Below are 14,289 nucleotides of genomic sequence, written 5' to 3'. Positions count from 1 at the left end.
CGCGCCCTGATCAAGACCGCCGAGGGCGTCAAATTCGACGCCAAGCTGCTGCGCGCCGTCGAGGAGCGCAACAACGACCAGAAATCTGTCCTGTTCGACAAGGTGAACCGCTATTTCAAGGGCAGTCTCAANGGCAAGACCTTTGCGCTCTGGGGTCTGGCCTTCAAGCCCAACACCGACGACATGCGCGAAGCACCGGCGCGTGTGCTGATGGAAGCGCTCTGGGAGGCCGGCGCGACCGTGCAGGCCTATGACCCCGAGGCAATGCAGGAATGCCAGGCCATCTATGGCCTGCGCGACGATCTGCTTCTGTGCGGCACGAAGGAAGCGGCGTTGCGCGGCGCCGATGCGCTGCTCATCGCCACCGAATGGAAGAGTTTCCGCGCGCCGTCCTTCGACGCGCTGAAGGATGCGCTGACCACGCCGGTCATCTTCGACGGCCGCAACCTCTATGACCCCAAGGTCGTGGCGCGCCACGGCATCGAATACCACTCGATCGGCAGATTGGCGGCGTGAGACCGGGCCCGAAGAGCAAGCAGGAACTGGCACGCGCACCCGGCGCGGAAAGGAGTTGTGGCTGATGGTGCTGGACGTAAAGCCCGAGCAAATCACCAGGGATCATTTCGATGTTGTCGCGATCGGTTCCGGTTTCGGTTCGGCTTTCTTCCTGCACGAGTTCGCCAAGCGGCGTAAGGCGCGCATCCTGGTCCTGGAATGGGGCCGCCACAACAAGCATGAATGGCAGCTCGACCAGAACGCCAACACCGATATCGATGACGAGACGACCTACAAGACCAATTCCGACAAGCCGTGGAATTACACGATCGGGCTGGGCGGCGGCACGAACTGCTGGTTCGCGCAGACGCCACGCTTCCATCCCAATGATTTCATGCTGAAAAGCACCTACGGCATCGGCAATGACTGGCCGATCAGCTATGACGATATCGAGCCGTTCTACTGCGACGCCGAGGAGATCATGTCGATCTCCGGCGATCCCGACATGGCGCAGATGCTGCCGCGCTCGAAACCGTTTCCGCAACCGCCGCATCGCATGTCGACGCCCGACAAGATGATGAAGGCGGCCCAGTCCGACCAGCACTTCGTCATGCCGACCGCCCGTGCCCGGGTGCCGACCTCACAGCGCACCTCGTGCTGCGCCAATCTGCGCTGCTGGCTGTGCCCGGTCGACGCCAAATTCACCGTGAACAACGGGCTGATGCATGTCTTCGAGCATCCCGACGTTTCGGTTTGCCTCGGCGCGGAAGTGCGCAGGCTCGATCATGTCGGCGGCACGGTCCGTTCGGTCACCTTCGTGAATGATGGCAAGGAATATCAGGTCAGCGGTGATCTGTTCATTCTCGGCGCCAATGCCATCCAGAGCGCGGCGATCATGCTGCGATCCGGCCTCGGAGACGAATTCGTCGGGCGCGGCCTGCATGAATCCTATGGCTGGAATTTTGAGGTCTATCTCGATGGCGTCGACAATTTCGACGGCAGCACCATCACCACTGGCTTGAATTTCGGCCTCTATGACGGTCCTCACCGGTCCGAGCACGCAGCCGCCCTGGTTTATTTCGAGAACCGCTGGCAGCACGGGATGCGGGCCGAGAAGGGTCGGCTGCGCCAGACATTGCCACTTGTCGTGGTCACCGAAAACCTGCTCGACCACGAGAACTTCGTCACCCTCGACGAGGACGACAATGCTTTCGTCAGCTTCAAGGCACCGTCGGACTACGCGGTCAAGGGCATGGCCCGGGCGCTGGACAAATTGCCTGGCCTGCTTTCACCGCTGCCGGTCGAAAAGCTCTTCGACCGCGGCATCCGGCCAACGGAATCGCATGTCCAGGGCACGCTGAGGATGGGCACCGGCCCGGCTGATTCTGTGATCGACAGCAACATGATCCATCACCGGTTGAGAAACCTGGTTGTCGTCGGCACCAGCACCTATCCGAGCTGCTCCTGCGCCAACCCGAGCCTGACCGCGGCAGCCTTGTCCCTGCGGGCAGCGAGCCGGATCGCGTGAGAGGAGCAGCCTGATGATCGAAGTCACACGGCGCTCGGCATTGGCCATCCTGGCGGGAGGCGTAGCGTCGACCGGTGTTGCCTATGCGGCAGTCTCCTCGTTCTCGGATGAGGACCTGGTTCGCGTCACACTCGAAAAATATCTCGGCAAGCTGAACATGCGTATCGAGCATCTGCAGCAGTTTGTGCTGGAGTTCCGCAATCGCAACCCGTGGATATTCCCCAGCGAAAAACTGGGCGATGCCATCACCTTGCTCGAAACGACCAAGCTCGGACAGGCACGCGGCTTGCTGCCGAAACAGAAGCGGCGCGATCTCAGGCATTTCGATCGTTGGGCAGTCGCCGAATTCCACATGCTGACGGACTATGCCTGGCGCAGCTCGCCTGATGATCCGATCCGGTTCACGGGATGGCAGTCATGCACCAACCCGTTCGCGACGCTTGATCCGCCGCAAAGTGCCTGAGGCGAAAGCGGCGGCCCGGTCAGGCCGCTGTGGAGAAGACAGCCAGAATATCAGAATGCGACAAGGAGCCGGTTCATGAAAGTCCTGTTTGCCAGCGGCAACGGCTATCCGCCCGAATTCGGTGGCGGCGTGCAGTCCAGCACCCATCATCTGGCGGAGCAACTGATCGAACACGGGCATGAGGCGTCAGTGCTCGCCGCTCTGTTCGGCGATGGCATGTTCGGCCTCAAGGCGCGCGCCAAGATGAAGCTTTTGCGGCAACCCGCGGTCGTCGACAGCTTTCCCGGTTACCCGGTGATCCGGTCATGGTTTCCCTGGGAGGTGGCAAGCTTTGCCGTCGGCAGGCAGAAGCCTGACGTGGCGGTGGTCCAGTGCCACAAGTCAGTTCCGCTGGGCAAGGCGCTGCAGGCCGAGGGCGTGCCGCTGATCGTCTATCTCCGTAATGTCGAGTTCCACGAGCTGGGCGGCGATCTGCGCGAATTGCGCGGCGCACTCTACATCGCCAATTCCGACTTCACCGCGCGCACCTACAAGAAAGAGTTCGGCATCGAGGCGACAGTGATCCCGCCGACCATCAACCCGACGCAGTACAGCACGTCGACCACGGGCCAGTTTGTCACCCTGATCAACCCCTATGAGGAAAAGGGTTTCGAGCTTGCGGTGCGCATTGCTGGCGCCTGCCCCGAAATCCCGTTCCTGTTTGTCGAAAGCTGGAAGCTGGAGGACGACCATCGGGCGCGCATCGAAGAGACGATCGCACCGCTCGGCAATGTCACGCTGGAGAGCCGCACCAACGACATGAAGACGATCTATGGCCGCACCAGGATCCTGCTTGCGCCCTCGAAATGGGAAGAGGCCTGGGGGCGCGTCGCCTCGGAGGCCCATTGCAGCGGCATCCCGGTGGTCGGCTCGCGGCGCGGCGGCCTGCCCGAAGCAATCGGCCCCGGCGGCACGGTGCTCGATTATGACGCCCCGCTCATCGACTGGGTCGCGGCCGTCAGGCTGTTGTGGAACGACAACAAGGAGTACGATCAGGTTTCCAGCCTTGCACGCAGCTTCGCGGCGCGTCCGGAGCTCGATCCGGATCGCCAGTTCGTCACCTTCTTCTCGATACTGGACCGGGCCGTGCAGCAGCGCGCGCTGCAAGCTGCATAGCTCTTTCGGATGGTGCCGATCAGGCCGGGCGCTTGACCCGGCTTTTCAGCGTCTCGTAGCCACGCGCGCCAAGCAAAGCACGGGCAAGGGTCTTGGCTGCGCTCTTACGACCTTCCTGCGAGTTGATCTGCCGCAGCCTGGCCGGCAGGTTGCGCGCCGCCTGGCCGAGCGCCGGCAGCGACAGCGTATCGGGAAAGCTGACCATGTGCGTTTCGACGCACAGCACCGGCTTGCCGGACAGCTCGGTAATCCTCAGCGCCTGCGCATGCTCGCTTTCGATGAACAGGATGGCATCGGATTTGCGGTAGAAATCGGCCTTGAAACTGCCATGCGCGCCAAGCCGCTGGCGCTCCGCCTTGCTCGGCAGGTCGAGCATGACCAGTTGGTCGTACTGGATCCCGTGCTTGGCCAGCCACGCCTCGGTCAGCGCGCGGTATTTCTCCAGCCGGCTGGTGACCAGCCAGCCGATCCCGTGGGTCGGGGTGTGAAGCGGGCGCGCTTCGCTGAGGAATTTCTCATAGGCCGGGCCGTCGTCGTTTTCCGCCTCGGTCGGATCGAGGCAAAGCACACCATCGATGTCGACGCAGCATTGCGCCAGGAATTTGTGGTGCACGAAATTCCACTGGAACATGCGCGGATGCGGCACGACCTCGAACACGACATCGATCCCCTGATGCTGTGGCTCCAGGCCGAACACGGCGGCAAATGTGAAATCGGCCTCGATGCCGGCAGCCTCGATACGGGCGCGGGCATCGCGCATGGCATTGCCGCCGGCGACGCTGTCGTCGATCACCAGCACCTTGCGCATGTCAGAGACTTTGCGGTCGAGTGCCGCCCGGCGTTTGGTGATGCCTGACGTGTAGACGCGGCCTTCCAGGAAGCTATCCAGGTCGGTCATCGGAATGTTCGCTGCGAGGCTGACCAGCGTCGCCGCCAGCACGCCGCTTCGGGGAACGCCGACCACCAGGTCGATGTCGCGCGGCAGCCGGTGCAGGTTGCCGACGACGGCGTCGTTCATGTCGGAAATCGATCGGTAGTGCATGGATCAGGCCTCGAGTGGATGTCCGTAGCGGGAGAAGGCGCCCAAATTACTGCGCCTCGCGCGGCGCTGCTGCTGGCAACCTCGCCGGCAGCATTTTCAAGGCTTCGCGGAAAGCCTCTCGGCCGGAGGCGAAGGTCAGAGCGATGACGGTTGTAATGAGGTAGGCGAGGATGGCGCCGCTGGCCAAGGCAACGACATGCTGCTGCGGCAGCAGCGGCTTGAGGAACCAGACCGCCGCCAGCGCCAGATGCGCGCCAAGCACGAACGGCGTTGCGGCGCGCAGCACATGGTGCGCCTGCAGCGGCCCACTCTTGCCGACATAGAGCCACAGGAAGGGCGTGCGCAGATATTCGCTGACCGCATAGGCAATCGCCACGCCGAGCGCGCCATAGGGCAGGCCGAGCGCGAAGGCGAGCACCGACGTCACCGCCGTGATGATGCCCCAGCGCATGAAGTCGCCGGAGCGGCCCTGGCTGACGAAAAGCCAGCCCGCCGGATTGTTGAGCGGCTGCAGCAGGCCGGCAAAGCCGAGCGCCAGGAAGATCGAGGCGCTGGCGCGCCACTGTTCGCCGAGCACGAAGGGGATCAGCACATCCGACATTGCGGTGGCGAAGGCGACGCCTGGCAGGGCCACCAGCAGGATCAGCGGCATGACGCGCAGATAGGCGCTGCGGTAGCGGTCCGGCTCGTCTTTGAGCCTCGACAGAGCCGGCACCATCACCTTCGACAGCGGATTGGTGATCTGGCTCAGCGGAAACAAGAGCAGCTTGTAGGCGCGGTCATAAAGGCCGAGCTGGGCTTCGCCCCAGTATTTGCCGATCAGCACATTGTCGAGGTTGCGGGCAAAGAAGTTGGCGAAGTTGAAGCCGGTGATGCCGGCGCCGAAATTGATCAGCTCGCTGATGCCGTCGACCTTGCGCGGCATGCCGGGCCGCCAGCGCGAGCTTGCCCAGTAGCACAGCGTCGGCAATATCGCGCCGGTCAGCGTGCCGGCAAACAGCGCCCAGTAGGAACGGTCTATGAAGGTCCAGGCGATCGACACGACCAGGCCGACGACGGCGCTGGCGACATCGATGATTGCCAGCCGCCCGAACTGCATGCGCCGCGTCAAAAGCGCCAGGTGCTGCGCGCCGAGCCCATAGGCCATGATTTGCAGGCCGAATGCGGCGACCAGACCGGTCACGCGTGGTTCGCCATAGAAGGCGGCGACTAGCGGTGCGGCACCTGCGAGCACGCAGGCCAGGATCGCGCTGACAGCGACATTGATCCAGAAGAGGTAATTCACCTCTTCGTTGCGTATGCCCGTTTTCTGGATCGTCGCCTGGGTCAGGCCGAAATCCTGGAACAGCGCGATGAAGGCCAGCACCGGCGCGCACATGGCCACCACGCCGAAATCCTGCGGCGACAACAGCCGCGACAGCACGATGACGGAGATGATCTGCGTCGCCACCCGCACCGATTGCGCCATGGCCGTAACCACTGCGCCGCGTCCTACCGATTTGCGGAGCGAGCCTTCTGGCGGATCGAATGGGTTGGCTTCCAAATTCAGGATTCCTGATTTTTGCGCGGATTTCCGAACCCTGAAAATCCACGCCCGCCGCCAATGCCAAACTACGGCATTAATTTTGCAGTGCAACAGAAAATGTCCGTAGCCGCGCCAAAAATGTTGCGATGCAGCAAGAGCTGTACTAGCATCCCTTTGGGTGGGGTCAAACAGCGGTCGAGTTTTCATGCTGCATGTCTTGTACCTGGTGCACGATGTTTCCGATCCGGCGGTTCGCCGGCGGATCACAATGCTCAGGACAGGTGGCGCCAAGGTTACCCTGGCAGGTTTCCGCCGCACCGCCGTCCCGATTGCCGATATAGAAGGATTGCGGCCGATCGACCTTGGCGCAACGCGCGATGGCCGATTCGCCCAGCGCCTGGCGGCCGTGGCGAAAGCTACGATTTCAATCGGTTCAAAGCTTGCGAGTACGCCGCGGCCCGATCTCATCATCGCGCGCAATCTGGAAATGCTGGCACTTGCCCGCCGCGCCAAATCGGCCTTCGGTGCGACGGTGCCGATCGTCTATGAATGCCTCGACATCCACCGCCTGGTGCTCCGCGACGATGTGCTGGGCAAGGCGCTGCGCGCCACGGAGCGCCATCTGGCGCGGGACGTGAAGCTGCTGGTGACCAGTTCACCTGCCTTCATCGCCAATTATTTCAAGCCCTTCCGCCAGGTCGCGGCACCCGTCGAACTGGTCGAGAACAAATATTTCGAGGCAGCAGCAATCCTGCCCGATGAATTTGAGGCGGTGGAAGGGCCTGTCGCCCCGCCATGGCGGATCGGCTGGTTCGGCGCGCTGCGCTGCCGCCGCTCGCTTGAGCTGCTGGCCGATTTCACGCGCCGCATGGACGGGCGTTTCGAGGTCGTCCTGCGCGGCCGCCCGGCGCTCTCCGAATTCCCCGATTTCCATGCCTTCGTCGATGCCGAGCCTTATTTGTCGTTTCGCGGGCCCTATCGCAACCCGGAGGACATGGCGGCGATCTACCGGGACGTACATTTTTCCTGGGCGATCGATTTCTTCGAAGAGGGGCAGAATTCGGAATGGCTGCTGCCCAACCGTCTCTATGAAGGCTGCCGCTTCGGAGCGGTGCCGATCTCGATGGGCCATACGGAAACCGGACGGTTCCTCAGCCAGCAGGATATCGGCATCCTGTTGCCGCAGGCTTCATCAGACGCGCTGGAGACCGCGCTCGGCAAGATGGAGGAGCACCGCTTCGGCAGGCTGAAAGCGCGCGTGCTTGCCCACAATCCGAGGACGTGGAGCTACGATCGCAGCGACTGCCGGGCCTTGGTCGAAAAACTGCGCCGCCTGACCGCGGTGCACGAGCCCCTCGCGACCGAGGCTCTGGCATAGGATGGACATCGCCCGATGACGCAAGCGCTTCCTTCCAGCCTGATCGTGATCCCTTGCCTGAACGAGGCAGCCCATATCGGTGCGCTGCTCGACCAGCTCTGTCCGGCGGCGGCAAGGCTTGGTGCCCGGATCATCGTTGCCGATGGCGGCAGCACCGATGGCACGCTGGCCATCGTCGAGGACGTTGCTGCCAGGGATCCGCGCGTCATCCTGTTGCACAACAAGCGGCGCATCCAGAGTGCAGCGATCAATCTCGCTGTCGGCACTTTCGGCGAAGGCGCGGACTATCTCATCCGCATCGACGCGCATGGCGGCTATCCCGACGATTATTGCGACAGGCTGCTTGAAGAAGCACTGGCCACATCAGCCGATTCGGTCGTGGTTTCGATGCTGACCAGTGGCAGCGGCGCCGTGCAGAAATCGGTCGCGGCGGCGCAGAATTCAAAACTCGGCACCGGTGGCTCCAAGCATCGTCACCTGTCCGCCGGAGAGTGGGTCGACCACGGCCATCACGCGCTGATGCGGATATCGGCCTTCGGCGCTGTCGGCGGCTATGACGAAACGTTCAGCCACAATGAGGATGCCGAGCTCGACTACCGGCTGAGAAAAGCCGGCTACAAGATCTGGATGAGCGGCAAGACGCAGATGGTCTACTACCCGCGTGCCTCGCTCAAAGGTCTCTATTACCAGTATCTCGGCTATGGCCGTGGCCGTGCCAAGAATGTGCTGAAGCACCGCGTCATCCCGAAGGTCCGGCAGATGGTGCCGCTGGCGGTCTTCCCGGTGGTTCTTCTGGCGGCCTTCTCCTTCGTGCATTGGATCGCGGCGGTGCCGCTGCTGGTCTGGGCGGCGGTATGCCTGGGCTACGGCCTGATGACGGCCATCCGCCAGCGCAATGCCGACATCGCGCTCGCCGGCGTTTCGGCCATGGTCATGCATTTCGGCTGGTCCGTCGGCTTCTGGCTGCAGCTTCTCGGCCTCGGCGCACGACGCAGGGTGGCGTGATGGCCGGCAAGAACCGCAGCATCGACATTGGCGTGTGCACGTTCCGGCGGCCGGAACTGGCCGACACGCTGCGCTCGCTCGCCGCCATGGAGATGCCGGCAGGGTTTGATATCAGCGTCATCGTCGCCGACAATGACGACACGCCAAGCGCGCAGGCACTGGTGACGGCGCTGTCACGGGAACTGGCGTTGCCGATCCGCTATAGACATGCCCCGGCGCGCAACATCTCGATCGCCCGCAACGCGTGCCTTGACGCCAGCGCGGCGGATTTCCTCGCCTTCCTCGACGACGACGAAACCGCCTCCGCCCGTTGGCTGGCTGAACTGGTCGCGACGGCTGAAGAGAGTGGCGCCACCGCCGTGCTCGGCCCGGTACGCGCGCTCTACCACCCGGATGCGCCCGCCTGGATGCGGCGCGGCGATTTCCACTCGACCTTGCCGGTCTGGGTGCGCGGCGAGATCCGCACCGGTTACACCTGCAACGTCCTGCTGTGCATGGGATCGGACAGCCTGCGTGGCCGCCGCTTCAGCCTGGCGCGCGGGCAGACCGGCGGCGAGGACACCGAGCTCTTCGACCAGATGGTCAAGGCCGGCGGCACGATCGCCTTCTCTCAAGACGCCTGGGTGGACGAGGTGGTGCCGCGCTCAAGAGCCGCGTTCGACTGGCTCGGCCGTCGCCGTTTTCGCGTCGGTCAGACGCACGGTCACCTGCTGGGCAGCAGCGCGCGTGGCATTGGGCTGGTCAAGCATGTCGGTGTCGCTGCGGCAAAGGCAGTCTATTGTTTCGCCGCGGCACTTCCCGTTGTCGCCAGCCCGGAGCGCAGGAACCGCAGCGTGCTGCGCGGCATCATGCATGTCGGCGTTGTGAGCGGCCTTGTCGGCATCCGCGAAATCCGCCTCTACGGCCAATCCTCACCTGGGGAAGGAGGCAAGCGTGCAGCCTGACGTCTCCCCGACCCCCGATGGTTCAGTCCCCGATGTCTCCTTCATCATCGCTGCCTATAATGCCGAGGTGACCCTCGACCGGGCGATCGCCAGTGCCATCGCGCAGAAGGATGTCAACGTCGAGATCATCGTCGTCGACGACCAGTCGCGCGATGCCACGCTCGACGTGGCGCGGGCCTATCCGCAGGAGATCGTGCGCGTCGTCGCGCTGGCCAGGAATCGTGGTCCCGGCGGCGCTCGTAATGCCGGGCTCGACGTCGCTCGCGGCCGGTGGATCGCGGTTCTCGATTCCGACGATGCCGTCTTTCCCGACCGCATTGCCGCCATGATCGGCCGCGCCGAAAAGGCGGATGCCCAGATCGCCGTCGACAATCTCCAGGTCGTTCGCGAAGATGGCATTGTCGAGGATGCGATGTTCCCGCGACAGTATCTGGAAGGCTTGCGCGAGATTTCGCTGGCCACCTACATCGCCGGCAATATCGTCTTCGAATCGAAGTTCAATCTCGGCTACCTCAAGCCGATCTTCCAGCGCCGGTTCCTGGACGAGAACCGGCTTCGCTATGACGAGAAACTGAGGATCGGCGAGGACTACATCCTGTTTGCCGACGCGCTCGCCAAGGGCGGCAGATGCGTGGTCGAGCCTGATATCGGCTATGCCTATCATATCCGCAGCGGCTCCATCTCGCGTGTGCTCGAGCTTCACCATGTCGAAGCGATGCGCAAGGCGGACGAGATATTCGCTCAAACCCATCGGATGGATGAGGCAGCCCAGGCGGCGTTCGCCCGGCGCGGCCGCAGCCTGCGCAAGGCGGCCTCCTTCCTGGCGATGGTCCAACACATCAAGGCGCGGTCCCCGCTCAAGGCGATCCGGACGGCGCTCAGCGACCCGGCGGCGGTCAGGCATATGGGCATGCCGATCGCCGTGCGGTTGCGACGCGTAGCGGCACAGTTTGCCGTGGGGGTGGGGAGGTGAAGATGCAGGCACATGGAGGGATTTTTCGTGGCCTGTGAAGGAACTGTAGTCGATCTCCTCAGAAGGAATTTGCGATGAAGAAAATCAGGAAGGCCGTGATACCGGTGGCGGGGCTTGGAACACGTTTCTTGCCGGCGACCAAATCGATGCCGAAGGAAATGCTTCCCGTCGTCGACAGGCCTGTCGTGCAGTATGCGGTGGACGAGGCCTTCGAAGCTGGCATCGAGCACATCGTGTTCGTGACCGGCCGCAACAAGGCGGTCATCGAGGACTATTTCGACCTTCATCCGGAATTGATCGGCACCCTGGAGCAGACCGGCAAGAAGACCCAGCTGGAAGCGCTCGAAAGCATGCTGCCGGTGGCCGGTGCCACTTCCTTCATCCGCCAGCAGTCGCCGCAGGGCCTTGGCCACGCCGTCTGGTGTGCCCGCGAGGTCATCGGCAACGAGCCTTTCGCTTTGCTCCTGCCTGATATGGTGTCCTTCGGCGGGCGCGGATGTCTCGCCGAAACCGTCGAACTTTATGAACGCACCGGCGGCAACGTCATCGCCGTGGAGCGTTGCGATCCGAGCGAGACCAACAAATACGGCATCGTCGGCCGCGGCGCCGATATAGGTAGCGGTTTCGAGGTCTCGGCCATGGTCGAAAAGCCGGCTCCGGCCAACGCGCCGTCGAACTTCTACATCAACGGCCGCTATATCCTGCAGCCCGAGATCTTCGCGCTGCTCGGCAATCAGCAGCGTGGCGCCGGCAACGAGATCCAGCTGACCGACGCCATGGTTCGCCTGTCGAAGGACCAGCCGTTCTTTGCCCAGCCTTTCCTGGGCCGCATGTTCGACTGCGGTTCCAAGGAAGGCTTCATCCAGGCCAACATCGCCTTCGCGCTGGCGCGCGAAGACATGAAGGGCCCGGTTTTCGAGATGCTTCAGGAGTTCGTCCGGTCGCATGAACGTCAGGAAGAAGCCGCATAATGCCCATCTTTCGGGAGCATTGTCGGGCGGCTGACGGCGAGGGTCGACTGACCTGCGCAGTCTGGCACGATGCTTGCGTTGCTTTTGGCGATGCTCCCGATCTTCGAGGCGCCTGCAAGCTAGAATTGGACCGACGATGAATTATGCCAACTTTCCTCTCGACAAGAGGATGCCATTGCCGAATTCGGATGCAGGAAACGGTGAGGACTTCATCGACATCGAGCGGCTGCTTGGCATGGCCGCGCGGCAGGCCAAGGTGGTTGCCGTGTGCGCCGCCATCGGCCTTTTCTTGGGCATGCTCTACCTGCAGACCACGCCGCCCAAATTTGTCTCGGTATCGAGCGTGCTGATCGACGAAGGCCTGAACAAGATCGTCGACGACATCTCGGCGGCGTCGACGACGATGCAGACCGATTCCGCCATTCTCAGCCAAATCGAAATCCTGACCTCGACGCGCCTTGCCGCGGTGGTCGTCGACAAGCTGAAGCTCAGCCAGAACGATGCCTTCATGAACCCGCCGCAGTCGGCGCTGGCCAAGGGCGTCGGGTTCATCCGCGGCCTGATCCAGTATGTCCGCCCCAGCCCCACCATTCCCGGCGTTGGTGACATCAGCAAGCTCGACCCTGCAACCCGTGATGCGCTTATCGCAACGTCGAGTCGCGACTATGCGATCCTCAAGCTGCAGAACGAGGTGAGGGCGGAGCGTGTCGGGCGAAGCTACGTCATCGCGCTCGGCTATCAGTCGACCGACCCGGCATTGTCGGCGGCGATCACCAAGGCCTATGCCGAAGCCTACCTGGCCGACCAGCTCGATGCCAGCTTCGACGCCACCGAGCGCGCGGCGGTCTGGCTGCAGGGCCGGTTGACGGAACTGCGCGAAAGCTCGCAGCAGGCGTCGCTTGCAGTGGAAAAATTCAGGGCCGAACACGGACTGTCCGCCAACAGTGACGGCCAGCTGATGAGCGACAAGCAGCTTGCCGATCTGAACGCCCAGCTCATCGTGGCACAGGCCGACACGGCACGCGCCAGCGCCCGCTACCAGCAGTACAAGGCAATCATCGACAGCGGCTCCGACAACGCTTTCAATGACGCCGCCATATCGGCCGACCAGCCGAGCAGCTCGGTCATCGCAGCGCTCAAGACCCGTTATCTCACCGTCGCCAAGCGGCTGCAGGATGTCGAGGCCAATTTCGGCCCACAGCACCCGCAGGCGGTGGCGCTGGCCAAGGAGAAGGCCGACATTTCGACGCAGATTTTCGGCGAGCTGAAGCAACTGACCGAAAGCTATCGCAACGAATATGAGGTGGCGCTGGCGCGCGAAACCGCGCTCAGGGCCAACGTCGCCTCGGCGCAGGGCAAGAGCTCCATCGACAACCAGTCGCAAGTCCAGTTGCGCGACCTCGACCAGAAGGCGACGGCGCTCACCACGCTCTACCAAACGTTCCTTGGCCGCTACGAGGAAGCCGCGCAGCAGCAATCCTTCCCGGTCGGCAAGATCCGCATCATCTCGGATGCTTCGATGCCGCAGGCGGCTTCGAGCCCGCGCACGGTGGTGGTGCTCGGGCTCTCGCTGGTGCTCGGCGTGCTGATGGGCGCCGGCTTTGGCGGCCTCAACGAGTTCAACGAGCGCTTTTTCCGGACGGGCGAGGAGGTACGCGACCGCGTCGGCCTCAAATTCCTCGGCTACCTGCCGACCATCGGCAGCAAATCCGCCAGGGAGGACAAGCAGGCCGAGGCGCAGCCGGATCAGAAAGTTGCCAGATCGCCGGCGGCCAGCGAAAGACGCGCGCGCATGCGGGTCAGCATCGACGCTCCGGCATCGATGTTCTCCGAAACGCTGCGCAGCGCCAAGATCGCCTTCGACGTTGTCATGGAAGGGCAAGGCAGCCGCGTCATCGGCGTCATCTCGGTCCTTCCCGGCGAAGGCAAGTCGACGGTCGCGGCCAATCTCGCCGGGCTGCTTGCCGCCAACGGCGCCAAGACGCTGCTCATCGACGGTGACTTGCGCAATCCCGGCCTCAGCCGCAGCCTCGGCATGGAGGCCGAGCAGGGCCTAATGGAAGCGGTGGTCAACGGCCAGACCTGGCAATCCGTCGGCAAGATCGACCGGCAGACCAAGCTGGCGATCATCCCGGCCGTGCTGCGCGGCAACTTCTCGCACACCAGCGAGCTCTTGTCCTCGACCGGAATGCGGCGCTTCATCGAGAACGCCAAGGAGACGTTCGAATACATCGTCGTCGACCTTCCGCCGCTTGGGCCTGTGGTCGACGCCAAGGCCTTCGCGCCGTTGGTCGACGGCTTCGTGCTGGTCACCGAATGGGGGCGCACGCCGCGCGCCATGGTGCGGTCGATGCTGGAATCCGAACCCTATGTCGCCAACAAGATCGTCGGCGCGGTGCTGAACAAGGTCGACCTGAAGAAGCTCGCCAAATACGGATCGTTCGGCGCGTCGGAGAAATTCTTCGACAAATATTCGAGCTATTATCTCGACAAGTCCGAGGTGCGGAGCAGGGCGTCGGTCTAGGTCATAGACCCATAAAATGGGATTCCCAAAACGTTTGATGGGTGATTCATTCCTCTCATGATGGAGGTATGAATGGCGCGCTTTGATCTTACGGATTTTGAGTGGTCGGTCATCGAGCCCTTGTTGCCGAACAAGCCGCGGGGCGTAGCGCGTGTTGACGACCGGCGGGTTTTGAACGGGATATTCTGGCGATTGCGGACCGGAGCGCCTTGGGCGGACATTCCGGAGCGCTATGGCCCGCACACGACATGCGTCAACCGCTTCAATCGGTGGCGCAAGGCCGGTG

At 63.1% G+C, this 14,289-nt stretch carries 13 protein-coding genes; 11 read left to right on the top strand and 2 right to left on the bottom strand.

Translation table 11 applies throughout. The features are described from left to right. The 4 genes from A3A9_RS0135890 to A3A9_RS0135875 all read left to right on the top strand — a co-directional run. Window positions 1–516 (top strand): UDP binding domain-containing protein (locus tag A3A9_RS0135890; RefSeq protein WP_027062765.1); only part of this gene is annotated, 516 nt, incomplete at its 5' end. Window positions 517–580: 64 nt separating this feature from the next. Then, entirely contained in the window at window positions 581–2,023 is a 1,443-nt protein-coding gene (locus A3A9_RS0135885) for a GMC oxidoreductase (RefSeq protein WP_027062764.1), read from the top strand. 13 nt (window positions 2,024–2,036) lie between these two features. Continuing rightward, window positions 2,037–2,486 carry a hypothetical protein gene (locus A3A9_RS0135880; RefSeq protein WP_027062763.1) on the top strand — a complete coding sequence of 150 codons (450 nt, stop codon included), beginning with the start codon at window positions 2,037–2,039 and terminating at the stop codon, window positions 2,484–2,486. A 75-nt stretch (window positions 2,487–2,561) separates the two neighbouring features. Beyond that, on the top strand, window positions 2,562–3,641 hold the full coding sequence (locus A3A9_RS0135875) for a glycosyltransferase (protein ID WP_027062762.1): 1,080 nt from the start codon (window positions 2,562–2,564) through the stop codon (window positions 3,639–3,641). A gap of 19 nt (window positions 3,642–3,660) precedes the next feature. Here A3A9_RS0135875 and A3A9_RS0135870 read toward each other — a convergent pair whose 3' ends face one another. Together A3A9_RS0135870 and A3A9_RS0135865 are read right to left on the bottom strand one after the other, a co-directional pair. Further along, a complete protein-coding gene (locus tag A3A9_RS0135870) occupies window positions 3,661–4,683 on the bottom strand; it encodes a phosphoribosyltransferase family protein (RefSeq protein ID WP_027062761.1) in 1,023 nt (340 codons plus the stop codon). A gap of 46 nt (window positions 4,684–4,729) precedes the next feature. After that, window positions 4,730–6,226, bottom strand: coding sequence for a lipopolysaccharide biosynthesis protein (locus tag A3A9_RS0135865; protein ID WP_027062760.1), 1,497 nt, complete (start codon window positions 6,224–6,226; stop codon window positions 4,730–4,732). Between the two features lie 187 nt (window positions 6,227–6,413). Here A3A9_RS0135865 and A3A9_RS0135860 point away from each other — a divergent pair, with 187 nt between their 5' ends. The 7 genes from A3A9_RS0135860 to A3A9_RS0135830 form a co-directional block, all read left to right on the top strand. Further along, window positions 6,414–7,586, top strand: coding sequence for a hypothetical protein (locus A3A9_RS0135860; RefSeq protein ID WP_027062759.1), 1,173 nt, complete (start codon window positions 6,414–6,416; stop codon window positions 7,584–7,586). Window positions 7,587–7,601: 15 nt separating this feature from the next. Continuing rightward, window positions 7,602–8,591 (top strand): glycosyltransferase family 2 protein, encoded by a 990-nt coding sequence (locus A3A9_RS0135855; protein WP_027062758.1) that lies wholly within the window; start codon window positions 7,602–7,604, stop codon window positions 8,589–8,591. Further along, window positions 8,591–9,535, top strand: a complete 945-nt coding sequence (locus A3A9_RS0135850) for a glycosyltransferase (RefSeq protein ID WP_027062757.1) — start codon at window positions 8,591–8,593, stop codon at window positions 9,533–9,535. The genes A3A9_RS0135855 and A3A9_RS0135850 overlap by 1 nt, the downstream gene beginning before the upstream one ends. Then, entirely contained in the window at window positions 9,525–10,508 is a 984-nt protein-coding gene (locus tag A3A9_RS0135845) for a glycosyltransferase family 2 protein (RefSeq protein ID WP_027062756.1), read from the top strand. The genes A3A9_RS0135850 and A3A9_RS0135845 overlap by 11 nt, the downstream gene beginning before the upstream one ends. A gap of 74 nt (window positions 10,509–10,582) precedes the next feature. Continuing rightward, a complete protein-coding gene (locus A3A9_RS0135840) occupies window positions 10,583–11,479 on the top strand; it encodes a UTP--glucose-1-phosphate uridylyltransferase (RefSeq protein ID WP_027062755.1) in 897 nt (298 codons plus the stop codon). Between the two features lie 136 nt (window positions 11,480–11,615). Next, entirely contained in the window at window positions 11,616–14,003 is a 2,388-nt protein-coding gene (locus A3A9_RS0135835) for a polysaccharide biosynthesis tyrosine autokinase (RefSeq protein ID WP_027062754.1), read from the top strand. A gap of 72 nt (window positions 14,004–14,075) precedes the next feature. After that, window positions 14,076–14,289, top strand: a 214-nt coding sequence (locus tag A3A9_RS0135830; protein WP_027062753.1) for a transposase, incomplete at its 3' end; no start/stop codon positions are given.

The organism is Mesorhizobium loti CJ3sym, from assembly GCF_000472785.1.
Taxonomy (GTDB): Bacteria; Pseudomonadota; Alphaproteobacteria; order Rhizobiales; family Rhizobiaceae; genus Mesorhizobium; species Mesorhizobium loti_E.
Note: the sequence above shows the minus strand (reverse complement) of the source record. Positions and strands in the feature narration are given on the sequence as shown.